20 protein-coding genes are annotated in these 24,605 nt (G+C 53.0%); 11 read left to right on the forward strand and 9 right to left on the reverse strand.

The window, feature by feature from the left end; genetic code table 11:
* Positions 1-190 precede the first annotated feature (190 nt).
* On the reverse strand, positions 191-3,079 hold the full coding sequence (uvrA, locus tag AC23NW_RS01385; RefSeq protein WP_487447724.1) for an excinuclease ABC subunit UvrA: 2,889 nt from the start codon (positions 3,077-3,079) through the stop codon (positions 191-193).
* A 125-nt stretch (positions 3,080-3,204) separates the two neighbouring features.
* On the opposite strand from uvrA, the gene vapB reads away from it, so the two are divergent.
* Complete coding sequence (gene vapB, locus AC23NW_RS01390; protein ID WP_487447213.1) at positions 3,205-3,456, forward strand: type II toxin-antitoxin system VapB family antitoxin; 252 nt, start codon at positions 3,205-3,207, stop codon at positions 3,454-3,456.
* Positions 3,456-3,827, forward strand: a complete 372-nt coding sequence (locus AC23NW_RS01395) for a type II toxin-antitoxin system VapC family toxin (RefSeq protein ID WP_487447214.1) — start codon at positions 3,456-3,458, stop codon at positions 3,825-3,827. The genes vapB and AC23NW_RS01395 overlap by 1 nt, the downstream gene beginning before the upstream one ends.
* A gap of 45 nt (positions 3,828-3,872) precedes the next feature.
* On the opposite strand, the gene AC23NW_RS01400 is transcribed toward AC23NW_RS01395, so the two are convergent.
* Entirely contained in the window at positions 3,873-5,084 is a 1,212-nt protein-coding gene (locus tag AC23NW_RS01400) for an ATP-grasp domain-containing protein (protein ID WP_487447215.1), read from the reverse strand.
* A gap of 325 nt (positions 5,085-5,409) precedes the next feature.
* Here AC23NW_RS01400 and AC23NW_RS01405 point away from each other — a divergent pair, with 325 nt between their 5' ends.
* From AC23NW_RS01405 to AC23NW_RS01425, 5 genes are read left to right on the forward strand one after another with little or no spacing between them, the layout of a single operon-like run.
* On the forward strand, positions 5,410-7,611 hold the full coding sequence (locus AC23NW_RS01405; protein WP_487447216.1) for a tetratricopeptide repeat-containing sensor histidine kinase: 2,202 nt from the start codon (positions 5,410-5,412) through the stop codon (positions 7,609-7,611).
* A 59-nt stretch (positions 7,612-7,670) separates the two neighbouring features.
* Positions 7,671-7,976, forward strand: coding sequence for a (2Fe-2S) ferredoxin domain-containing protein (locus AC23NW_RS01410; RefSeq protein WP_293843112.1), 306 nt, complete (start codon positions 7,671-7,673; stop codon positions 7,974-7,976).
* A 53-nt stretch (positions 7,977-8,029) separates the two neighbouring features.
* Entirely contained in the window at positions 8,030-8,719 is a 690-nt protein-coding gene (locus tag AC23NW_RS01415) for a YjjG family noncanonical pyrimidine nucleotidase (protein WP_487447217.1), read from the forward strand.
* Positions 8,720-8,751: 32 nt separating this feature from the next.
* Positions 8,752-10,782 carry an FAD-dependent oxidoreductase gene (locus tag AC23NW_RS01420; RefSeq protein WP_487447218.1) on the forward strand — a complete coding sequence of 677 codons (2,031 nt, stop codon included), beginning with the start codon at positions 8,752-8,754 and terminating at the stop codon, positions 10,780-10,782.
* Positions 10,783-10,793: 11 nt separating this feature from the next.
* Positions 10,794-11,573 (forward strand): 3-hydroxyacyl-CoA dehydrogenase, encoded by a 780-nt coding sequence (locus AC23NW_RS01425; RefSeq protein WP_487447219.1) that lies wholly within the window; start codon positions 10,794-10,796, stop codon positions 11,571-11,573.
* A 46-nt stretch (positions 11,574-11,619) separates the two neighbouring features.
* Here AC23NW_RS01425 and AC23NW_RS01430 read toward each other — a convergent pair whose 3' ends face one another.
* Complete coding sequence (locus AC23NW_RS01430; protein ID WP_487447220.1) at positions 11,620-12,864, reverse strand: hypothetical protein; 1,245 nt, start codon at positions 12,862-12,864, stop codon at positions 11,620-11,622.
* A 113-nt stretch (positions 12,865-12,977) separates the two neighbouring features.
* Here AC23NW_RS01430 and AC23NW_RS01435 point away from each other — a divergent pair, with 113 nt between their 5' ends.
* Positions 12,978-13,640, forward strand: a complete 663-nt coding sequence (locus AC23NW_RS01435; protein ID WP_487447221.1) for a 3-keto-alpha-glucoside-1,2-lyase-like domain-containing protein — start codon at positions 12,978-12,980, stop codon at positions 13,638-13,640.
* A 23-nt stretch (positions 13,641-13,663) separates the two neighbouring features.
* Here AC23NW_RS01435 and AC23NW_RS01440 read toward each other — a convergent pair whose 3' ends face one another.
* Positions 13,664-14,566, reverse strand: coding sequence for an Rpn family recombination-promoting nuclease/putative transposase (locus AC23NW_RS01440; protein WP_487447223.1), 903 nt, complete (start codon positions 14,564-14,566; stop codon positions 13,664-13,666).
* A 260-nt stretch (positions 14,567-14,826) separates the two neighbouring features.
* Between AC23NW_RS01440 and AC23NW_RS01445 the strand changes: the two genes are divergently transcribed.
* Complete coding sequence (locus tag AC23NW_RS01445) at positions 14,827-15,534, forward strand: hypothetical protein (RefSeq protein ID WP_487447726.1); 708 nt, start codon at positions 14,827-14,829, stop codon at positions 15,532-15,534.
* Here AC23NW_RS01445 and AC23NW_RS01450 read toward each other — a convergent pair.
* Positions 15,521-16,438 carry an alpha/beta hydrolase gene (locus AC23NW_RS01450; RefSeq protein WP_487447225.1) on the reverse strand — a complete coding sequence of 306 codons (918 nt, stop codon included), beginning with the start codon at positions 16,436-16,438 and terminating at the stop codon, positions 15,521-15,523. The genes AC23NW_RS01445 and AC23NW_RS01450 overlap by 14 nt on opposite strands.
* 84 nt (positions 16,439-16,522) lie before the next feature.
* On the opposite strand from AC23NW_RS01450, the gene AC23NW_RS01455 reads away from it, so the two are divergent.
* Together AC23NW_RS01455 and AC23NW_RS01460 are read left to right on the forward strand one after the other, a co-directional pair.
* Complete coding sequence (locus AC23NW_RS01455) at positions 16,523-17,803, forward strand: DUF3472 domain-containing protein (RefSeq protein ID WP_487447226.1); 1,281 nt, start codon at positions 16,523-16,525, stop codon at positions 17,801-17,803.
* Positions 17,804-18,017: 214 nt separating this feature from the next.
* Positions 18,018-18,890 carry a hypothetical protein gene (locus AC23NW_RS01460; protein WP_487447228.1) on the forward strand — a complete coding sequence of 291 codons (873 nt, stop codon included), beginning with the start codon at positions 18,018-18,020 and terminating at the stop codon, positions 18,888-18,890.
* A gap of 19 nt (positions 18,891-18,909) precedes the next feature.
* Here the strand turns inward: AC23NW_RS01460 and AC23NW_RS01465 are convergent, their stop codons facing one another.
* The 4 genes from AC23NW_RS01465 to AC23NW_RS01480 form a co-directional block, all read right to left on the reverse strand.
* Complete coding sequence (locus AC23NW_RS01465; protein WP_293836296.1) at positions 18,910-19,452, reverse strand: hypothetical protein; 543 nt, start codon at positions 19,450-19,452, stop codon at positions 18,910-18,912.
* 166 nt (positions 19,453-19,618) lie between these two features.
* On the reverse strand, positions 19,619-21,541 hold the full coding sequence (locus AC23NW_RS01470) for a CocE/NonD family hydrolase (protein ID WP_487447231.1): 1,923 nt from the start codon (positions 21,539-21,541) through the stop codon (positions 19,619-19,621).
* Between the two features lie 13 nt (positions 21,542-21,554).
* Entirely contained in the window at positions 21,555-23,198 is a 1,644-nt protein-coding gene (locus AC23NW_RS01475; protein WP_487447232.1) for an alpha/beta hydrolase-fold protein, read from the reverse strand.
* 26 nt (positions 23,199-23,224) lie between these two features.
* Positions 23,225-24,604, reverse strand: a complete 1,380-nt coding sequence (locus AC23NW_RS01480; protein WP_487447233.1) for a RagB/SusD family nutrient uptake outer membrane protein — start codon at positions 24,602-24,604, stop codon at positions 23,225-23,227.
* Between the last annotated feature and the right edge of the window lies 1 nt (position 24,605).

Genomic DNA, 24,605 nt, shown 5'->3' on the forward strand with positions numbered 1-24,605 from the left:
TTGTTTTTTTTTTTTTTTTGTTGGGGTTTTTGTTTTTGGGTGGGGGTTTGTTGTTTTTTTTAATTATTGGTGGGGGCCACGCCGCACGGTCGCCCCACCACTTTGTGTCATTATTTTGTTGCTGGTTGTTCTGAATTGCTGAGTAAACGACCAGCAACTCAGCAACAACCAGAACAAGTAATAACAAAAATTATTTCAGTTCGAGCGCCAGAAACTTACCGGTATAACTGCCTTTGACGGCGGCAACCTTTTCCGGTGTTCCCTCGGCGATAATTTTTCCACCCTTGCTGCCTCCTTCCGGGCCGAGGTCAATGACGTGGTCGGAAACTTTAATAACATCCAGGTTGTGCTCAATCACAAGGACCGTATTTCCTTTGTTGACGAGCTTATTCAGGACGTCGAGCAGGTGAGAAATGTCTTTAAAATGAAGGCCCGTCGTTGGTTCGTCCAGAATGTACAGGGTCTGACCCGTATCCCGCTTTGAGAGCTCTTCGGCCAGTTTCACCCGCTGGGCTTCTCCGCCCGACAACGTCGTAGCGTGCTGGCCAAGCGTGATGTAACCAAGCCCCACGTCGTTCAGCGTCTGTACTTTACGCAGGATTTTCGGATGGGCTTCGAAGAACTCCAGCGCCTGTTCTACCGTCATGTCGAGCACGTCGGCGATGGATTTGCCCTTAAAGCGCACTTCCAGCGTTTCGCGGTTAAAGCGTTTGCCCTTGCAGGTTTCGCAGGCCACGTGTACATCAGGCAGGAACTCCATTTCGATTTTTTTCATGCCTGCGCCTTCGCAGTCTTCGCACCGGCCCCCCTTCACATTGAAGGAGAAACGGCCTGGTTTATAGCCCCGGATTTTGGCTTCCGGCAGTTCCGAAAACAACGTCCGGATGTCGGAAAACATACCCGTGTATGTGGCCGGGTTAGAGCGCGGTGTCCGGCCAATCGGCGACTGATCCACTTCGATAACCTTGTCCAGATGCTCCAGTCCGTCAATGCCGGCAAAGGGCAGCGACTCGCGCTTTGACTTGTAAAAATGCTTGTTCAGCGTCGGGAACAGCGTTTCGTGAATCAGCGATGACTTGCCGCTGCCCGATACGCCCGTAATCGAAATCATCCGGCCCAGCGGCAGCTTCAGCGTTACGTTTTTAAGGTTGTGACCCGTGGCGTTGCGCAGAATCAGGAACTTGCCGTTACCGGTGCGCCGCTCTTCCGGTACCTCAATGGCCCGACGGCCGCTCAGGTAATCGGCGGTGGTACTGCCATTGCGGATAAACTCCTGCGGCGTCCCTTTTCCAACCACCTGTCCACCGTGACGGCCTGCTCCCGGCCCGATGTCCAGGATGTAGTCCGACTCCAGCATCATGTCCTTATCGTGTTCAACGACCAGGACCGTGTTGCCCAGATCACGGAGGTTTTTCAGCGATTCGATCAGCTTCACGTTATCGCGCTGGTGCAGTCCAATGCTCGGCTCATCCATGATGTACAGTACGCCAACCAGCTGGGTGCCAATCTGCGTAGCCAGACGAATCCGTTGCGCCTCACCGCCTGACAGCGTTCTTAGCGGCCGGTCGAGGGTAAGGTAATCAAGGCCGATGTCGAGCAGAAAACCGATCCGCTTCCGGATTTCTTTCAGCACTTCTTTGGCGATCACGTTCTGGCGGTCCGACAGCCGGTCTTCCAGATTAACCATCCAGTTCGACAGCTCCGAAATATCCATCTGCGCCAGTTCCGAAATGTTCTTATCGGCGATCTTAAAGTACAGGGCTTCCTTTTTCAACCGGGCACCGTTACAGTCAGGACAGGTCTTGACCATCATAAAGTCCTTGAGCCAGTCCAGAATTTTTTCGGAGCCGTTTTCCTGCTGCCGTTTCAGGAAGTTAATAATGCCTTCGAATTTAACCGGCGCCGGCTCGCGGCCGGTTGCCTTAGCCGTTGCCGGCGGGGTGGTTTCTTCGTCAGTACCATAGAACAGGATCTGTAGCACCTCGTCGGGAAACTTAGTGACGGGTGTTGTCAGATTCAGCTTATATTTTTTGAGAATGACCTCAATTTCCTTGAAAAACCACAGTTCGCGGTATTCGCCCAGCGGCGCAATGGCCCCGCGGCTGATACTCAGCGACCGGTCGGGAATGATGGATTCCTCCGTAATTTCCTCGATATGACCAAGTCCCTGACAGGTCGGGCACCAGCCATAGGGTGAGTTAAACGAGAATGAGTTCGGCGACGGTTCGTCGTAGCTCACGCCCGACTCGGGGTCCATCAGGTTCTGGGAGAAATAAACGATGGTATTGTCGGGTGTCAGGACCTGCATGGCACCTTTGCCCTGCTTCAGCGCCGTCTGCACCGACTGACTCAGCCGGTACCGCGACTGGGAATCGTCCGGATCGCTTTTCGGAATAATCCGGTCAACGACCAGTTCGATGTCGTGGATTTTGTAGCGGTCGAGCTGCATTTTCGGGACAATGTCCTGAATCTCACCATCGACCCGCACTTTGGTATACCCCGCCTTAGCAATCTGCACGAACAGCTCGCGGTAATGCCCCTTACGCCCTTTGATAACGGGAGCGAGCAGAACCAGCTTCTGTCCGGTGTATTGCGTAACGATCGTGTTAATGATCTGGTCCTGCGACTGACGCTCCATGCGGCGGCCGGTCACGTACGAAAATGCCTCACCCGCCCGGGCATAGAGCAGCCGCAGGAAGTCATAGATTTCGGTCGTCGTACCAACGGTTGACCGCGGGTTTTTCGATGTCGTTTTTTGTTCAATCGAGATGACCGGGCTCAGTCCGTTGATTTTGTCAACGTCCGGACGCTCCATGTCGCCGATAAACGAGCGGGCATAAGCCGAGAAGCTTTCCATGTACCGCCGCTGCCCTTCCGCATAAATTGTATCGAACGCCAGCGATGATTTACCGCTGCCGCTGATGCCCGTAACCACCACCAGTTTATTGCGGGGGATGCTTACGTCTATGTTTTTGAGATTATGTTCGCGGGCGCCGAGGACCTCAATCTGCTCGTATCCCGTTAAGTCGATATCAGTTAATTCGGGCCGGTTTTCGGTTGCCTTTTGTTCGGTCACGATGTGTAGGGGTTATTCTGATTATTAACAGCAAAAGCGCCCCGGGAGTTTCACCGTGTGAAGGCAATTACAAGGTCTGTAGTGACAGCAGGAGGAGGGTAGGCAAGTTAATCCGTCGTTTGTTATCTTTGACAGAAAAAGGAGCCGGTATGTCTATAATTGAGCAAATCGATCAAAAAGCCAGTCAGTTGCCCGCTGACCTACAGGCAGAGGTATTGACTTTTATTGAGTTTCTGGAAGCAAAGCAAGCAAAAAAGACGTTTGTTTCTCCTGCTTCCGTTCCGCATTTACCCAACAAGCGAGGGGCTGGTAAAGGATTGATAACGTATGTCGCGGAGGACTTTGATGCTCCGCTTGACGACTTTAAGGAATATATGTAATGATGCGGCTACTTATTGATACACACATACTTCTATGGCATCTGGAGGATAATCCGCGTTTGTCGCTTGCCTGGAGCGCTCTCCTTGAGAGCCCAAGAGTTGAAAAGTATTTTAGTGTAGCATCTTTGTGGGAAATGGCTGTCAAGGCAAACATCGGTAATTTAACGCTAATCTATCCTCTGGACCGGATTGTACCGAATGATTTCCAGATATTGCGCATTAAAACGTCTCATCTATTAGCATATCAGCAGCTACCTCTGCACCATCGGGATCCGTTTGATCGTATGATTATTGCACAGGCACAGGTTGAAGAGCTAACCGTAATGACACAGGATGGTAATTTTCCGTTGTACGATATAATGTTGCTGTAAGCCAGCTCCATACTGTTAATAAAGCTGGCTTACAGTAAATTAACGTCAATGCGTCGGCTTGTCCGGAACGGGTGCAGAAGCATGCAGGCCGTCGAGAATCCGGTTCATGGACGTGTCGAGCAACGAAAGGATGCGCTCGCGGTCTTCCGACCGGAAAATAAGCCCGACGTGGTGCTCCTTGTTCATCCGCCACCAGATTTCCGGATCAGCAAACTGATGCATGTCAGGCCACTGCTGGTTCGAAAGCGAAATAATCAGACCGGAATAATGACGCTCCTGCACCGGTATCTGGTAGTGCTCGTTCCGCGCCATGGCGGTCTCCAGCTTAGCCCATTCACTCCACAAATTAATCCCCGACGATGCCTCAACCATCTCCGCAATGTGAGCACCGCCCACACGTGAGGCCGTTTCCAGAAAATAAAGCTCACCGTCGTGATCGCAGCGGATGTATTCAGAATGCGAGGCGCTGTACTGTAACCCGAAGGCTGTCAGCACCTGGTTGTTCATGATGTGCAGCGACTGGGTCAGTGGTGAGTCATAGGGCATTACGCAGCTGCGGAACACGCCGCCGCCGTGAGCCACCTCCATCGGGGTTGCCAGATACCCGCTTACCCGCGTGAACACCGACTGCCCGTCCATCGACAAGGCATCAACGTGAAACACCTGCCCCGGTTTAAACTGTTCAATCAGGAAATTATGCCGTTCGTCGCCGAGGGAGTGGATGTGGGTCCAGGCCTCGTCGAGGGTATGTACTTTTTTAATACCGGTCGTGGAGGCTTCTGCACGCGGTTTAATGAGCCACGGCGCCTCGGTCGTGCGCAGGTATTCGGTGATGCTTTCGTCGTGAAACAGGCTGCTGAACACCGGCACGCGGATACCGGCGGCCGCAGCCTGGATGCGCATTGCCAGTTTATCGCGGAAATAGCGGGCGGTGGTTTGCCCCATGCCATCGATCCGGAACGTCTCGCGGATCAGGGCGCCTTTCTCGACATCAAAATCGTCGAGGGCCACCACGCGGTCGATCTTACGGGACCGCATGGCATGCGAGAGGCCCACAATCATCTTATCAAGATTGTCACTGCTGTTGGATTCGGAAGGCAGGTAAAAGACCTCGTCGATGGCCTCAAATGGCCACGGGCTGTCTTTCAGTTTTTCGACCGTCAGCAGGTAGACCGTATTACCGAGTGCTTTGCAGGTTTTCAGGAAATCTTGTCCCTTAAAATACGTGGCGATGCACAGAAACGACAGGTTGCTCATGAAGTTCGGGGTGTTAAGGAAAGCGTAAGATACAATGCGTTGTGCGAATTAATCAAGCACGTAACTAACGAATCCGGAAAATAGCAGTAATGCATCCGGTTTGTACGATCTGACCCTGTTTATGCATACAAAAAGGTAATTGGCTCAAGATTGTACATTTTCCGGACGAAACGGCCCGTATGTAGCTGAAACGAGTGAACAGATGTGTGAAAAAACATTATAAATAAAATAATCGGGATCGTTTTGAGTTAACTTAGGTAACGGTCTTTTTTTGTATTTTTATAACGTAATGCCCTGATTATAGCGAAAATATCTCCTCTTTTCTATGCAACGTTTACTTCTGTTTCTGAGCTTGCTGGCATTGCCCTGTATCGGGCTGGCACAGCGCACGCGTCTGCCGGAAGTAGACTTTGACCGGCGGAATGACGCCGGATACATGGACAGTCTGCGCCTACTTGGGCATCAGCATCTCACAATTACGAAAAAATTACCCCGAACCCTCAGAAATGATACGCTGCACCTGGAAGGTCTCCGTTTTCTGGCTATTGTGTTTAAGCAACTGCGTGGAAATGTACAGGACAGCAGCTATTACTATGCCGGTCAGCTGGTGAGCGAATCACGGCAACGACGGAACAATCTGTACATGGTCCGGGGGCTGATGCTGGAGGAGTTTTATGTGCGTTCGGTTAAAAAAGACTACGCAAACGCCTTAATGCTGAATCAGAAAGCGGCCGGCCTGTGTGTAACGCTGCGCCCCGAAACATCACCCCTGTGGCAGGTACGGATGAACATGGGCGACATCTACCTGCTGCTGAAAGACTACCGGCAGGCCATTAAAAGCTATGAAGAATCGCTGGTGCTGCTCCCGCTGAATAAGATTCTGTCGCGCCGGAACCAGCGGCTGCTCACGGGACAGGCCGAAGGGCAAATCGGTGAGGCGCTCGTGGCCCTGAAACGCTACGAGGAAGCCATCCATAAATTTGAGCAGGTACGGGACATTGCCCGTGAGGTAAATTCGCAGCTGAATCTCGTTTACGCCAACGAACGGCTGGGCGACTTTATGCTGAACCGAAAAATTGCTGACGAAGCGATTCCGTACTACAAGGAAGCCTTGCAGACGTGGATAAAACTGAATGATCTGGCCGGTCAGGCGTCGGTCTGGGCCCGGTTGTCAGAATGCTATTCGATGACCGGCGACACAAAGCTGGCGGTTGACTACGGAGAAAAGGCACTTCAGGCCGCCCGGAAACTACGGAACGATCCCCTCCGGCAAATGGCCAGTATTGCGTTGTATAAATCGTACCGGGCGGCGGGACAAGTCGATAAGGCGCTGTTTATGTACGAATCGTTTGTGGCCATACGGGATAGTCTGAACGACCGCAAGCGGGTAGATGAACTGCTCGCGCTACAGCGGAAATACGACGTAGAGAAAGTACAGGCGGAAGCCGAAAAACGGCAGCTGATTCACCGGCAGCAGTTGCTGGAAATGCGGCAGCGGGCTGATGTTGAGAAGGTAAGGGCCGATGCCGAACGCCGCCAACTGGCCGCCCAGGCACGCGAAGCCCAACTGCAGCGGAAGATTGAAACGGAGAAACTTCGGTCGGTATCCGTCCGGAAGCAGGTGGCGCAGCAGTCGCGGATTGAGTCGTTGAGCATGGATATTCAGCGGCAAACGCTGATGCGCACGTTCCTGATCGGCGGGCTGGTAATGCTGCTGGGATTTGTGGCCACGCTCTACCGCAACAACCTGCTGGTGAGGCGGCAGCGGCAGCAGATTCACGCCCTGAACGTCGGACTGGAGGATAAGGTCCGTGACCGGACCATTGAACTGGAACTGGCCAATGAGCAGCTGCGGGCCAAAAACCGTGAAATTGAAGAGGCCTTGCTGCGGGGGCAGACCCTGGAACGTAAGCGGGTAGCGGCCGATCTGCATGATAATCTTGGTGGGACGCTCTCAGCCATCAAACTCAGCCTGTCGGCCCTGAATCCGGGTAAGTTGTCGGAGCGGGAGCAACTGGTCTACCAGAACCTGGTGATGATGACCCGCGAGGCCTATGCCGAGGTCCGTAACCTGTCGCACAACCTTCAGCCCGACGAGCTGGAGCAGGAGGGGCTCGGGCGGGCGCTTTGCCGGTTGGTGCAAAAGTTCAATAATACCCAGCTGACCCAGTTTACGCTGGCTGCCAACGATTTACCCCGTCTGAATAAAAACACGGAGTTTCATCTTTACTCGATTTGCCTCGAACTGGCCAATAACATCCTGAAGCACTCCCGCGCGACCGAAGCGCACATTGAGTTTAAGCGGGTGAACGACGACCTGAACATGATCGTGCGTGACAACGGCCGCGGGATGGAATCGGTCGTGCATCAGCACAATAACCACATGCAGATGATTGGTATGGGCCTCCGGAATATTCAGGCCCGTACGGAAGCCATGAAAGGCCGGCTGGAAGTGTATTCCGAAATCGGCGAAGGCACCACGTTCTTCTTTGTCTTGCCCCTCACCAAAGATACTGTGCAGGTTTAGGCCCGAAGATTGGCAAAGTTTTGTAAACTTTGTAGCTGATTCACGTAAGTCTTCATCTGATGAAATTCAAAAAACACGTATTTATCTGTACAAACCAGAAAGACGCTCCTAAAAAAAGCTGCGGTACTGAGCGGGGGCTCGAACTGGTGGAAACGTTCAAACAGGAATTAACCAAACACGGTTTACAAAAAGATATCCGGGCACAGCGTGCGGGCTGTCTGGATGCCTGTGCGTTCGGGCCGTCGCTGGTGGTGTATCCGGAAGGCACGTACTACGGCAATGTTCAGCCTTCAGATGTGGCTGAGATTGTAGAGAGCCACCTGATGAATGACCAGCCTGTCGAACGCCTGAAACTTAATTTTTAACCGTTCAGGCCTGCATCCGGCCGGAACGCCGGATGCAGGTTCCTCTAACAGTCATGTACAAACACCTTTTTTTTGACCTCGACCACACGCTGTGGGATTTCGACCGTAACTCGGCCGAATCGCTCACGGAAATTTACCATACCTATCAACTGGTTAATATGGGTATCACGTCATCGGAGCTCTTCAGTGACCATTTTATCCGGATTAACAAGCAGTTATGGTCGGATTTTGACAACAACCGGATCAGCCATGCCTATATCCGGCAGCATCGGTTTCCGCTGGTATTTGAGTCATTAGGGGTCAATGATACGTCATGCTGTGTGGAGCTGAACGACGCCTATCTGCAGTTATTACCGCGTAAAACGCACCTGACCGAGTCGGCCCGCGAAATTCTGGACCACCTGCAGGGGCGCTATGAGCTGCACATTATCACCAACGGCTTCGACGAAATTCAGGCCACAAAGCTGGCCAGCTCCGAAATCACCCATTATTTTACCCACATTATCACCAACGAAAAAGCATCGGCTAAAAAGCCCGATCCGCGTATTTTTCAGTATGCACTGGCCATCAGCGGGGCGTCGGTAGCCGACAGCATTATGATCGGGGATAATTACGAAGCCGATATTCTGGGTGCCAAAACCATCGGGCTCGATACCGTCTTTTATAACCCGAAAGGTGACCGTGTTGAGGAAAAACCAACCTACGACATCAAGCACTGGAAAGAACTCATGGCCATTCTCTGAACGCCGTGTGGCTGTTCCGGCCCTAACTCGTTATGAAAATCAGACCTTTCTCCTTTTTTTTCTTCAGTCTTCTTCTATCAATTCCGGGCGTTGCGCAGTATAAAATCACCGTGGATGTGTGCGTGTATGGCGGCACATCGGCGGGGGTAATGGCGGCTTATACGGCCAAAAAAGCAGGTAAGTCCGTGGTGCTGATTGAACCCGGCCGGCATCTTGGGGGACTGACATCCGGCGGCCTTGGCGCTACCGATATCGGCAATAAATTTGCCATTACCGGTCTGTCCCGCAACGTTTACCGGCGGATCGGGGCACATTACGGCCGGTTTGAGCAGTGGACATTTGAGCCTCACGTGGCTGAAAATACCTTTAACCAATACGTTTCGGAAGCTAAACTACTGGTCTGGAAAAACTACCGCCTGAAACGGGTCGGGAAAAAAGGGACGGCGATTACCGAAGTAGAACTTGAAAACGCTGAGTTTCCCGATCAGCCGACCAACCGGACCGTGCGGGCTAAACAGTTTATTGACTGTTCCTACGAAGGTGACCTGATGGCCAAAGCCGGGGTATCCTACACGGTCGGGCGGGAAGCAAACAGCCAGTATAACGAAACCTACAACGGGGTGCAGTACATGGACAAGCACCAGTTTCCGGATGGCATCGACCCCTACCGGATTGCCGGAAAGCCGGAGAGCGGGCTGTTGTGGGGCATCAGCACGGCAACGCTCAGTCCGAACGGGGCCGGAGACCGGAACGTGCAGGCCTATAACTACCGCCTTTGCCTGACCAACGTACCGGCCAACCGTATACCACTCAGCCGCCCCGACCGGTATGATTCGACGCGCTACGAATTATTGCTGCGGCAGATCGCCGCGAAAGAACCGAAGGAGCTGACCTGGAACCTGATGCACTTCGTGCCGATGCCCAACCATAAAACCGACATCAATAACTGCGGTGGTTTTTCGACGGATATGATTGGGGCAAACAATGCCTATCCGGATGCGGATTATAACCAGCGGAAACAGATTATTCAGGAACACGAGGACTATACCAAAGGACTTTTGTACTTCATCGCCCACGACCCGCGCATGCCGAAGCACCTGCGCGAAGAAATGCAGCAGTGGGGCTACCCGAAAGACGAGTATACCGACAATAACCACTTTTCGCACCAGCTGTACATCCGCGAAGCCCGGCGAATGGTAGGTGACTATGTGATGACGCAGGCCAACTGTGAGGGCAAACAGACGGTCACCGACGGGGTTGGTATGGCGGCCTATACCATGGATTCTCATAACTGCCAGCGGTTGGTAGTGGATGGCCCGAATGGCCGGAAAATGGTGAAAAACGAAGGCGATGTGCAGGTAGGTGGTTTTCCGCCGTATCCGGTCAGCTACCGGTCGCTGATTCCGAAGCGGGGCGAGGCAACGAACTTGCTGGTGCCGGTTTGCTTGTCGGCCAGCCACATTGCCTACGGGTCGATCCGGATGGAGCCGGTTTTCATGGTACTGGCCCAGTCGGCGGCGATGGCGGCGGTGATGGCCATTAACACCGGCAAGGCCGTGCAGGACATTGACGTGGCTAAACTACAGGCGCAGCTCCGGACCAATCCGCTGGTAAATGGCAGCCGTCCGGAAGTACTGGTCGATAACGACGATCCGGGTCGGGTGGTGCTGCGGGGCGACTGGGTACGGGAGACGAAAGGGGGAAAATACGGCTTTTCCATGCTTACCGGCGATCCGGCTAAACCCGCCTCGGCGTTTTTTGAGGCCGCCGGTCTGACGGGTGTATACGATGTGTATATCTACAACCCGAACCGGTTGGGCGGTGGCGGCAATCCGGACGATCCGGGCCTGCAAACCGACAAATCTGACCGCGTAACAGTACGGGTAAATAACGGCCGTACCATACGTGAACTCGCCGTTAATCAGCAACTTAATTCCGGCGACTGGATCCGGTTAGACCGCTTCCGGTTCGAAAAAGGCAGGACGCCTTACGTCGAAGTGGTCTGTAACGGCAATACGGGCTTTGTCGTTGCGGATGCTGTGCTATTTTTGCCGGTAAACTAACGCGTTTACGCATGCACTTCATAGAAAAAACAGCCTTAGTGACCGGAGGAGCCTCCGGCCTGGGCGAGGCCACTGTTCGTTTGTTTCACGAGCAGGGCGCCAATGTGGTTATTGTCGATCTCAACGAAACGCGCGGAACGGCCCTTGCCGCTGAACTGGGCGAGCGGGCCCGCTTTGCCAGAACCAACGTGGCCGACGAAGCTGATGTACAGGCGGCGGTCGATCTGGCCCTTACTACGTTCGGGGGCATTCATATTGCGGTTAACTGCGCAGGTGTGGCCGAAGCCCGGAAAACCATCGGGAAGGTTGACGGCGTTTATGGCCCCCATTCACTCGCGGCGTTTGAACGGACGATTAAAGTTAACCTCATCGGCAGCTTTAACGTGATCCGGCTGGCGGCGTTTGCCATGGAAAAAAACGCGCCCAACGACGAAGGCGAACGGGGGGTAATCATCAATACGGCCTCGGTAGCGGCCTATGACGGGCAGATTGGTCAGGCGGCGTATTCGGCCTCGAAGGGTGGTATCGTAGGCATGACCCTGCCGATTGCACGGGATCTGGCCAAAAGCGGTATCCGGGTCATGACCATTGCGCCAGGTTTGTTTGAAACGCCGTTGCTGGCCGGTTTGCCGGAAGAAGCCCGGATCTCGCTGGGTCAGCAGGTGCCGTTCCCGTCGCGTCTGGGCCGCCCGCAGGAGTACGCCATGCTGGCCAGATCAATTGTCGAAAACCCGATGCTGAACGGTGAAGTGATCCGGCTGGATGGTGCCATCCGGATGGCACCGAAGTAAGTCGATGGCAGGGCGGAGGAGACGTCAACGGCTGTTTCGCCCTTGTTTATAATGCTTTCAGTGAAAACTTCCGGATTTCCCCCGTCCCCATAAACCGGATGCGGGCGCCTACAATGGTGCCAATATCCTGACTGAATTCCCCCTGATAAGCGATCCGATCGTTAAGCTGAATAGTAATTTTCTGATTCTCAGTTTTACAGCGCACGTTGACGAAATCCCGGAAATCGACTCCGAATGCAGACAGATCCGTTGTTTTTCCGTCAATGTACTGCTCGCCCATAAACATGGATAATTCACCGACGCAGCCCTTGATACTAAGCGGAATCGAAAGGGCTCCCCGGCTGCCGAGCAGAATAATTTTGGTTTGCCGGCAAACCCCCTGTCCCTTCGCAAAGGTATTCCGCAGTTCGGCCTCCATCAGGAAATGACTACCCGGAACAGCGAGTTGCCGGGCTACCTGATAAAAACTTACCCATGGTACCTGCTGTTGTAAATCAATTTTTTCGGCCAGTAAATCCTGTTCAGTTACACCAATAAGACCGTGCTGTTGAATCCGGTCACGGGAAAAATACGTCGGTACGGGTGTGAGATCAATCATGCCCAGCCAGCCATCCGATTCAATAAAGAGATCATGCTCTTTCACAATGGAGTCATTCAGGATCAGTTTAGCTCTGAAATAGCCAGGGGTATAGTAGGTGCTGGTATAGTACTGCCGGTTTTTGTCCACTTTATACCGGCGCTTAGGGTCCCAGTTTTGCTGAATAAAAACCGAATCAGCATTGGAGTCGGCAGCATTATATTGAAAAACGACCGTATTGGGCAGGCCGCGTGTTACAGGTTTACTGGTAAACAGAAGTTTACCATAGATAAGCCGGCTGGCTCTCTGGTTATAGGCCAGAATGCCTGTTAACAGTATTACAGCCGTCGCCGTGACAAGGAGCCAGTTAAGGCGTACCCGAGACAGGAAGTTCCGGGGTGGTTGCTCAACGGCAGATGCAGGTATGGGGGCCGGCATTACTACCGTCGGTTGTCCTGCAAATGTCTGCCAGTCCGGATAGCCGGCAAACTGCGCCAGGGCGTTCAGGGTGGTTGCAGTAGGCGAGCCGGTGTAATTTACCTTTCCCCAGATCCGTTTCAGGGTGCTGGTACTGAGCGATACGTTTGTGACCTCAGAAATGCGTTCGCTCAGCTGCTCAAAATCCCGGTTCTGCCAGTAATCACTGCTGCCCCAGGCCAGCTTCTGCTCAATAAGCGCTTTACATTTCCGGATATGTTCTTCCTGACTGTTCATTACTATTCAGGTGCTTACAACTTGAACAAAGATGAACAGCTTTGATAAGCCTGATCTGGTGCCGGCTGTTCAACTTTACTACTGCTTTTTAACATCAAAAGTACAGGTTACACATGAGAAAGCTAATGCTATTGGCCGTGCTGCTGGTGGCTGGCCCGTATCTGGTATCGGGGCAGACCATAAAACAGCATGTTCAGACAACGGACATCGCCGGCGTCAGGTATACGGTTGTAAACCGTGACATAAAACAAGTACAGGAAGACGGGAAAACAGTTATCCGGTTCAGCGAGGCACCGGATGCCGGTGTCGCCTGGATAACGGGCAGGCAGTTTGCCGAAGGAACCATTGAGTTTGATGCCCGCGGACGGGATGTGCTGCAAAAAAGCTTTATCGGTATTGCGTTTCACGGGCGCGATAACCGGACGTATGAGGCAATTTACTTCCGGCCCTTCAACTTTCAGGCGGCTGATCCGATCCGGCATATCCATGCGGTGCAGTATGTCTGCGAACCCCAATTCCCCTGGAACGTATTGCGGGAAACAAAAAACGGGATGTTTGAAAAACAGATCGTACCGGCGAATGTACAACCCGGCGACTGGTTTCATGCCAGAGTGGTTGTTAAGGAAGGGCGTATAAAGGTATTTGTGAATGGAGCCGACACGCCTTGTCTGGATGTTCCCACCCTTAATCCGGAATCGCAAAAAGGCATGATTGGTTTTTGGGTCGGCAATGAGTCAAACGGTGATTTTGCCAATCTGGTCTTTTCGGAGCAGTAAGCTGAATGAGCGCTGGAACTGGCTCAGGCCTGTTCCAGCGTAGTTTTAATTTTTACGACCACATCGGTTGATACACCAACTAATGAAGCGATCTTCTCAACCGTGAAATCGGTTTGGGTCAACAAATTTTGAATTAACAACTTATTCTGTTGCTCGATTCCTTGTCTCATACCCAGCTTTTCGGCCCGATAAAGCAAAAATTCTTCAAGTCCCATGTTTTTTGGCTGATTGGTTATACTATCAATCTGTTGATCAAATTTAACAATACTGTCGGGGTTCTCAAAACGGATATAGAAACGGAGAAAGTTTAATAATGTCCTGATCTTGGGTTTTGAGTATGACCTGATCAATAGGCGTTTAGCTAAGTCTACTTTTAAGTCGAATAGTTGCGTTTCTGTTAACCGGCGCTTTTGTAGCGCTAACAATACCGTCATGATAACAACGGCAAACGGATTAGGGTTTTGACTCAGTAGCGCCTGATCCTGCTCAATCACTTTGTAGACATTGTACCGATACGTAAGTGTTGTTCCCAATAAAGATGACTCATAAAACTCAGGTTTAAATGAGCGGTGTCGATCAGTTAAAATAGCAAAGGCTACTACCGATTTCTGGTACTTGTCGAAAATGCGTGCGTAATATTCGTACATCCGTTTGGCAAATGCATTATCACGGTAGCCCTGTACTTCGATGTGAACCAGTATCCACTCTTCGGCGCCCTGCCGGGTGAAGACTTTAATCAGTTTGTCGACATAACGCGGTTGAAATTCATCTTCTGCCGGCGGAAATAACTGATTTAACTCTTTATCAAGAAAGATAAACCCTTTGTCGAAGTTAAAAAGCTGTTCTGCATCAGGGATAAAGAATCGCAGAAAGTCGTCAAAAATATCCTCCAGCAGAGATTTCCAGAGCGAGTCATCACGCTTCATATTGGCAGAGAAGTTGTTTGTGTCTATAAGACTGGCTAAGTGGTGTTTAGATACGGTCAGCGTTGTATTTTGCGGCATGAAACCGGCCGTACTGCTTTTTCTGCTGCTTCCCTGTACCCTACTCGCTCAGTCGCTGACCCAAACCATCCGGGGGCGCGTTACCGACAAAACAACTAAAACGGGATTGCCGGGCGCTACTGTTATGGTGTTGGGCACGCAGACCGGCGCTGTTACGGATCGGGAGGGATATTTCCGGCTGGATGGGGTACCGGTTGGCCGGCAGACGTGGCCTGACACACCGCTATCATTTTTCGCCCAAAACCTACGGAAAACTGTACCTGTCGTGGTCGGGAAGCGAAACAACGCAGCAGGACCTCAATACCAGCCAGCAACTGACGCAGGATATGCGGATGAATTATCAGCAGCTACAGGGCCGCTACGAAGTGGTGCAGAAGTTTACAGCCCGTGATCTCATCAAAGGCGGCGTTACCTTCAACCGCTTTTACTTCGATTTTCTGGAAAAGCGTTATTCAGGCAAAACCGTCCAGACCCGTTTTAACGATCAGAGTCAGGCAGCCTTGTGGCAGAGTTATGCTCACTGGCAACACCGCTTCAACGACCGGCTGACCATGAACAGCGGCCTGTATTTCCAGCATTTCGGTCTGAACAATACGCAGCGGCTCGAACCCCGCTGGTCGTTGCAATGGCAGGTAACGCCGCAGGAAAAAGCCTACCTCACCCGGCTGGCCCCTTACCAGCGCATAGACCTTAAAACCTCCTTCCGGTTCAATCGCCCCAAAGTCAACCATTACCTGTTTGTCGAGCTGACCAACCTGCTGAGCGAAGAGGTGGCGTTAACCGTCCGCTACGACAATACCACCAAATCCGTCAAAACCCAGTACTATGGCTTTAAGCTCCTGCCGCTGGCGGGGTATCGCATCAGCTGGGGAAAGACTAGGGCGCGGTAAAGCCGTTGGCTTTGAGCCACGTTTTGCATTGGGCAAACCAGTCTTCTTTGGCCGGTGCTTTGGAAAAACCGTGGGCACCGGTCGGGTAGATGTGCATGCCGGCCGCTACACCGTGGCGGAGCAGGGCTTCGTAAAACCGCAGGCTGTTGCCAATTGACACTACGGTATCGTCGCCCGCGTGGAGCAGAAACGTCGGCGGTGTTTGGGCAGTCACCTGTACGTCATTGGAAAACAGGTCAACCTGCGCTTTAGCGGGGGACGCACCCAGGAGGCGTTCGCGGGAGCCTTTGTGGCCCAGACTGTCGGAGAAGCTGATGACCGGATAAACCAGAATCATAAAATCGGGGCGCAGGCTGATGCCATCGGGATGGCTGACATAGGCTTTCGAAAAATGCGTACCGGCTGTGGATGCCAGATGGCCGCCCGCCGAAAAGCCCATAATACCAACTTTTGTTGGATTGACCCCCCATTCTGCGGCCCGCTGCCGGACGAGGCTGATGGCCTGCTGTGCATCCTGCAAAGGCGCAATGGACTTGTCCTTGTTGGTGTTGTCGCTCGGAAGCCGGTATTTCAGCACGAAGGCGGCAATGCCCAGCTCGTTCAGTGCCTGTGCCACGTCATAGCCTTCGCGTTTCATGACGAGGGTGCCGTAACCGCCGCCGGGGCAGACCACCACCGCTGCTCCGGTCGCTTTGTCGCGCGGGGGCAGGTAGATGCTGAGCGTGGGCCGGGAGACTTTTGACGCCCCCTGGCCGGCATTGACGACTTCTTCGTCGGGGGCATCCGTATTGTTCGGAATGCTGCCGGTATATAGCGGAATGGCTTGCTGGGCATGGCCTGCCAGCGACAAAAAGGTACTGATGGCGAGAAAACCGGCCGTAAGGGCGTGTCTGAATGAAAACATATGCGAGTATAGGACAAGAGAACCTGCTCTTTATAAGGCAAGAAAACCGTATTTTTAACCCATCAGAATGGATTAATCAACTGTATGAAACACATTTTTCTTTTTGCGCTTGTCGGTATACTGTGTTCACATGCCCTTCAGGCGCAGACTGATACGAGCACTATTGTCGTGCCGGTAGGGGGGAATTCGTGGATGACTCCGTCCGGCACGGAAAAAATCCGGAACAGTGGCCTGACCGACTGGCTGCATCCGAATACGTGGTTACAGACCTACGTGTGGGTGGCCAATCCCGGCAAACTGAAGGTGGCTGTGGGCGGTCATATTCCGGAGGGTGCCAGTACGCTGCGGGTATCGGTGCTTGGAGAGGGAAAGCAGCTCAATATGATTGCCGAAAAGCCCGGCGATGTACCGGCCGGTGAATGGGACATTCCGACGGCCGGTTACCTGCTCATCGAAGTAGAAGGAATTTCGAAAACCTGCCGCGAATTTGCCGACGTTACCCACCTGCGGTTAAGCGGACCGGCCTCGAAAGGGGCTCAGTTTGTCCGGAACAACGAAGGCAATTACTTTTACTGGGGCCGTCGCGGGCCGTCGGTACACCTGAGCTATCCGCTGCCCGCCAATAAGCAGATTGAGTGGTTCTACAACGAGCTGACAGTTCCGGAGGGGCAGGATGTAATCGGGTCGTATTTTATGGCCAACGGCTTCGGCGAAGGCTATTTCGGGATTCAGGTGAACTCGCCGACCGAACGCCGGATTTTGTTCTCGGTATGGAGTCCGTTTAAAACCGATGACCCGAAAAGTATTCCCGCTGACCAGAAAATCGTGATGCTTAAAAAAGGCAGCGAGGTCTATACCGGCGAGTTTGGCAATGAAGGCGCGGGCGGGCAAAGCTTCCTGCGCTACAACTGGAAAGCCGGCAATACGTACCGTTTCCTGCTGCGCGGTCAGCCTGTTGAGAATAACAGTACGATATACACCGCTTACTTTTACGCACCGGAACAGGGCAGGTGGCAGGTGATTGCCAGCTTTAAACGCCCCGCCACATCGACTCACCTGATGCGGCTGCATTCGTTTCTCGAAAACTTTATTCCCGAAACCGGCAACCACAGCCGCATGGCCCGCTATGGCAACCAGTGGGTCCGGGACACAGACGGCGTGTGGCACGAACTGACACAGGCCCGCTTCACCGGTGATGCCACCGCGCAGAAAGGCTACCGGCTCGACTATGCCGGCGGATTAGCGGACGGAGCCTTTTTCCTGAAAAACTGCGGCTTTTTCAGTGACAATGTACCGCTGAAAACTGAATTTACCCGGCCGACGGCGGGCAAAGCCCCGGATATCGCGTTGGATAAGCTGCCCTGAAACAGGAGAGGCCCTCAAAACACGCGGCCCGGTCAACTGACCGGGCCGCGCTCATATAGTAAAGGTGGGTATGCACAGTTCATACAGCCTTTTTACCGGTTCATCCTCTTTTTATGACATTCGGTGCCTGTGCCCGTGATAGCCGGCTGCCAAAACGGCTCTTTGTGATAGTACCTGACAAACAGGTATGGCTGGTAAACAACAACCATTCACAATGAAAACGATCTTATCGAAGGCCATGGCGGCATTTTCAGTGGCTGCCGTTCTGACGCTGGCGGCCTGCCAGCCTGATCAGAAAACAATTTCACCGGATCCTGACGGAGGCAAGGTTCCGCCAAAGGATACGACAAAGCCTAACCCGAACAACGGCGGTGATGTCAGTGTATACAAGCGGGTCAAGATTGCGTGGGGGCCATCCGATTTTGTGGAATATACGATGGATGCAAGCGATAAGCTCCTGCGGTACTGGTCGCAATATATTTATGTGCAGGGAACAGACAAGATTCAGTTGCATTTTTACGACTTTACCTACAATGAAAAACAGGAGGTAAAACGTATGCTGCTGGATAACCGCGCGTATGTGACGTATACGTACTTCGGTGGTCAGATCAGTCATACGGAAGAATTTGCGAGCAACGGGCAACTGACTGCCACCCGTGATTATACCTACGACCCGAATACGAAGCAATTGAAAGGTATTCAGCAGTATCAGTTTCTGGGAGGCGTTAAGAGCGGCATGCGCTACGAATTCGATTATGAAAACGGCAACCTGACGGAAACGCGGCAGCTACAGGAGAGCTCTGAAAAAGCAGGAGAGTATGCGCTGGCTATGATCATACGCTATGCGCAATACGATCAGCAGAAAAATGTAGAAAACGCCAGTACGATTTATCCGTATCTGCCCGGCGTAGTTTTCCGGGTAAACAATCCTGGTCTGGTTACGTTCCATGAGCCGTCGGGCAAGGAAATCACCAATGCCCGGAAACAGTATACGTATACGTACAACGCTCAGGGGTACGTACTGACCCGTAAGGAATCCGGAGCCGGCGGCACCCTGAACGCTGATTATACATATACGACATCTTAATGCAGGAGCCGGCGTCTGGTCAGGCCTGAACCATCAGCGACCGGACGCCGATTGTTTCGTAATCTTTCGACGCCAGTTCCGGTGCCAGTTTCTGAAGTTCGGTCGGTGCAGGGAACGCCTTATGAATCGTACTGGCCGTCATGGCATTTTGCTTAATCGAGAAATAAATCTCATTCAGAAACGCATCGGCGACCAGGCCCAGGATCGGATCAAGACCGGCAAAAGGTAATTTGGTATACTGAGCCGTGATCCGGATAACCGCACTCTTTTTGCCGGGGACTACATTGTTAAACCATTTGTCGCCCCGGTCGGCAATGGCCGGTAAATCGTGGACGGGCTTGCCCGCTTCCAGTTCCATGGCTCGTTTGAGGGTAGTACTGTAAAACAGGTTACGGCCGATATCCGTAGAGAGCTGCTTCAGCAAACAGGCAGTTACCAGATTGGTCAATAAATGATGGGCTTGCCGGACACTCGCAACAGGAGCCTTGGTCAGCTCGCTGATGCGCTGCAGATACGCTTCAGATGTGAAAAGTTTCGTCGTTTGAGTCATGAACGTTTCCATAGTCTTGTATAGCTGTATTACACATACATACGTATTTGTGGGCATTTAGATTTTTGCCGGTCAAGGTTTTTTGGGCCGGTAATTGCCTGAATACGTCACTACTGGTTTAAATAAAAAAGACGAAGCATGCCAATGCTTCGTCTTTCTGTGTGCAAAAAATGTGCCCTTATTTCGTCAGAACACGTACTACTACCCGTGAGGGCTGTTGCTTTGAAAAGTATACCTTATGGGTAGCCTTCTGAAAATCAGCTTCGGTAGCCTCGTAAATATTAACAAATTTTTGCGGATTGCGATCCACTAACGGGAACCATGAACTTTGTACCTGGACCATAATTTTGTGCCCTTTCTTAAAAGTATGAGCTGCGTCCTGCATATCAAACGTCACCTCTGTTACCTTGTTCGGAACCATAGGCTCAGGTTTTGAGAAGCTTTTCCGGAATTTAGCCCGCATCACTTCCCCGCGGATCAGCAGCTGGAAACCGCCCATTTTAGTCGTTGGAATCGGGCTGTCGTTCGGTGCATTGTCGGGATAAACGTCGATCAGCTTCACCACAAAATCGGCATCTGTACCCGAGGTCGAGACAAACAGGTCGGCCATTACATTGCCGGAGATCGTTACATCGTCGGTCAGCACGTCAGATTCGTATACCAGTACGTCGGGGCGGACGGCCGCAAACCGCTGGTCTTCGTACATAAAGTCGCTGCCACGGATAATCCGGATTTCGTTCGTAAATGGTACCGGCTTTTTCGGGTCGCTGATGTACTCATCGGGTGCGCTGGCAGTGGCCGGGGGCGTAAACGACAGTTTGCCGTCCGGGTGGAAATACAGGCTTTTTTCTTCCGTATTTTTCGGCGGCCACTGGTCGTATTTTTTCCACTGGTTCGATCCGGTTTCAAAAATATAGGCTTTCGGCAACTGCGGGTCAGGTGTACCTTTCAGGTAGTGGTTAAACAGCGGAAACTCAATGCTTTCGCGGTAGAACTGGCTTGTCTTGTCCCCGAATTTAATATTTCCGAGCGATTCGCCGGTCGAGCGGGCCCAGCCGCCGTGAATCCACGGGCCCATCACCAGCAGGTTCGGTGAGGCGGGGTTGTTGCGCTCCACGCCGGCATAAGTCTTCAGCGGACCGTACAGGTCTTCCTGATCAAACCAGCCGCCAACGGTCAGCATCGCCGGCTTGATGTTTTTCAGATGCGGCACCGGCGTGCGGGCCTGCCAGAACGCATCGTATGTGCCGTGAGTCATCATCTCGTTCCAGATATTATTCTGCCCTTTGAAATACTTCTCATTGGCGTTTTTTATGGGCCCGAGGTCCATGTAAAATTTGTACGAATCGGGCGTGACATAGGCCGAGAAGGCGGGTGCACCCTTAGGGGTCGGCTCGGGACGCGGCTGACCATACGACGACAGGAAGGCAAACGTACCCATCAGGAAAAACGCGCCGTTGTGGTGCCGGTCGTCGCCCATAAACCAGTCGGTAACGGGCGCTTGCGGCGAGGCGATTTTCAGGGCCGGATGGGCTTCAATGGCCGTCATGGTCGTATAAAAGCCCGGTGCCGAAATGCCCCATGTCCCAACCTTGCCGTTGTTGCTCCGGACGTTTTTGAGCAGCCAGTCGATGGTATCGTAAGTGTCTGAGCTTTCGTCGATGTCGGTTGGTTTTTGCTTGTTCGGGTTATGCGGCCGGACGCCGACAAACGTCCCTTCCGACATATAGCGGCCCCGGACATCCTGATACACAAAAATGTAGCCGTCTTTGGCAAAGAGCATCGACGGACCGAGCGAGGTTTTGTAGGCCTCTCCGTATGGCGCCACGCTGTAGGGCGTCCGGTCGAACATGATCGGATACGTCTTCGTGCTGTCTTTAGGGAGGTAAATCGACGTGAACAGCTTTACGCCGTCGCGCATGGGTACCATCCGTTCGATCTTGGTATAATGCTGCCGGACATAAATAGAGTCTTCCTTGTTAACCAAAGCCCCCGGCCGTTGCTGGGCGACCGCAGAGAGGCTGACGGCTGCCAGTAACAGTCCCGGCACCAGTCCGGAAAGCGTTTTCCGGAGCGTACGTGTTGTGCTGATGAAATTCATGAGAACGATTAAGTTATTTGTCTCCTGCTTTTCCCGAGGTGGCTTTGGCCGGAGCTGATGCACCTTTGGCGGCCCGGGCCTTGATGTGTGCATCCATAATTTTTAACAAATACGCATTTGAGTAGGGCCGCCAGCTGTGACCGCCGCGGTCGCCGTACGTAAACGAGCCTTCAAATGCCGGATTTTTGGTTTTGGTCAGGAAGTCTTCCATGTGGTACACGCCCACATTGAGGTAGAAATCATCCATCCGGCCGCAAATTACGTTTAATTTTCCAACCAGCTTCGGCCCGACGGCTGCCCAGTTTTTTTCGAGATAGAAACGCATATCAAAATGCTCTTTCCAGTACTGCGCGACAGACGGATCCATCACGCCGGTTTTTTTATCGAACAGCGGTTTGAAATAGCCGTCTGATCCTACCGGCCCGAACACTGAACTCCAGATGTCGAGCTGTCCGCCCGAACGGCCTTTAGTGCCGTTGACCAGCTCCATCGTATTGCGTTGCTGCGAGGTCAGCCGGACTTCGCCCGTGGGCGGAATGCGGGTGTTCGGTGTCGGCACACGGTACCATTCGTGTTCTTTGTAAAAGGCATTTTTGTCGGCGTAAATATTGATTCCTTCCACATTCCGGAAATCAAGCGGGTCGGGTGCGAATGACCACGTACCGCCGTAAAAATCAGGATACAGCACCTGGAGTGCAAACGACTCCCAGCCACCGGTCGACCCACCGGTCAGGACCCGGGCGTAGCCTTCGCGGATGCAGCGGAACTGCTTTTCAATCTCCGGAATCAGCTCCTCGTGAATGGCATCGCCGAACGGCCCGTTGTTGGCCGAGTTAACGGCATAGGAATCGTCGAAATAAGGCGTCGGGTGCTGAAGCGTAATGGCGATAAAACGGGGCAGCGTATCCGATACCCACGCCTGATAAAACTCATTTTTAGGGTCCTCGGCAAAACGGAACGGCGGGGCTATTGAAAAATGCCCCTGCTGATAAACCGTCGGATAATACCGGTTTGGCTCACTGTCGTAGCCTTTGGGCAGCAGAATCGTTGCGCCGATATAGATCGGATGGCCCCAGAACTTCGTCAGTTTCGGGCTTTGCATTTTGATGTGCTTTACCCATTTGGTATCGGCCGGCACCTGAATCGGCGGAATGACCGTGGTAACTTCTAACCGCACGGTCCCGCCTTTAGCAGGGTCAATACTGACCTTCTGCACGGTGCTGTGGACATTGCCCGGCGAACGGCGCCAGTCCTGGCCTTCCCATTGGTCCATGTGCATCCAGACCGTATGGCCGTCGGCCCGTTTAAACTCCGTGTATTTGTTCAGCACCGCCTGAATGTAGTACTCGCCTTTCGGTAGATCGCCGAGGGCGTTGACCGGATACCCGAGCGTTGATCCGTCGATGACGACCGGTTTGCCGGGGGCCAGTTTCTCAAAATCGACGCCGAAAAACTGGGTGCCGTAGCGACCCACCTGCAACCGTGGTTCGAGGCTATCTTTCCGGGCGATGACCAGAAACATCCGGCCGGTCAGCGGGGTGGCAGAGACAGAGGCCGGAAAGCTGATCTCGAACCGGAGCGGCGACTGCGCCCATGCTCCCTGACTAAGCAGAGAAAGCATGAGCAGCCACCGGAGTAAGGATTGGTTTACATGCATGTGTTTCAGGGAAATAGGGTAAAGGGTTATTGCGGATTTTTGGCATCCCACTGTATTTCGGCAAACGGCCGGATCAGCTGGTCATATACCTTATGATTCGGCTGGTCATTCGGCAGCTGCGCCAGACGGCCATACCGGCGCATGTCAAACCAGCGGTGCCCTTCGGTATAGAGCGAGTATCGGCGCTGGGTCAGCAGTTCGTCAATAAGGCCATCCTTGCTGTTGACGATGGCGGGTTTGGCCGTTTCGAGCGTTGCCAGCCCCGCCGATGTACGGATGCGGTTCAGGGCTGATACGGCATCAGCCAGTTTACCGGTCTGAATCATGGCTTCGGCATACATCAGGATCAGTTCCTCGTTCCGGATGATGGAAATCGGGGCTGTACTGGTCGTATAAAGATACACATCGTAATTACCGATGATACCGCTCAGGGCCCTCGACGAAGTGCGTTTTACCACTTTTTTCACCCGGCTGTCATTGGCTTCGGCCTGGGTGATAAACAGGTCCTGCGCAACCCGCGGTGAAGCTGTCGTGTTCAACTGCTGGAACAGCGGGTTGGTTGCATCGCCGGAGGTGGTTGAATAGGTAAAATTGGGGCCGGTCGTCAGTGAGCCGGTCAGGCTCAGAAACGAATCGTTGAGGAGCGTAGTCATGGCTGCCCAATCCTGCTGGTACATGGCCGTTCGGGCGGCCAGTGCGCGGTTGAATTTGCGGAAGGTGTCGGGCGTATTGAAACCCGCATAGCCGCTGGTCATGGTAAAGGCAAAGGCCGAACCGCCGGCCGTCAGCTGCGTGGCGCCTTCGTCGAGCAGACGCCGGATTTCGGCCAGCCCTTCTTCGTACGAGACAAACGGCCCCGGCTTCAGCATATCGCCCGGACTGTATAAGTCGCTGAATTTGGTCCGGATTCCGTTTTTGTACTGCATGTTCAGCATATTCAGCATCACGTAGGCCTTTACCGTGGCCGTATACCCGCGGATACCTTGTTTTTCGGCATCGGTCAGCGCACCAGGCGCGGCGTTTTCGGCCGAAATTCTGAAAATCTCGGCCCGGCGGCGGGTCTGGGCATAGTCGGCGTAATAGCCGTTAAAGAGGGTGGTGGCGCTGAATCCGCCGTTGGTTGATCCCAGCAGCTCCGTCGTCCAGGTCAGTTCGGTTGAGGCGAGATTGTAGGCTTCGCGCCCAATAGAGCCCGTTACCAGAATGAAGTTGGAAAGGCCATTCCGCATCACCGACTGCACCCCGATACCCAGCTGATTGATCTGAATCCGGGACGCGTTGCTGATGAACGATTCAATGGCCGGGTTGTTGGGGTCAATCGAATTTTCGACCTCAAAAAAGCTGCACGACGGGGCCGTAAACGCCAGACCGGCCAGTACAACAAGATGTTTTATAGAGAATTTCATG

Source organism: Arsenicibacter sp. R0_47 (assembly GCF_057652235.1).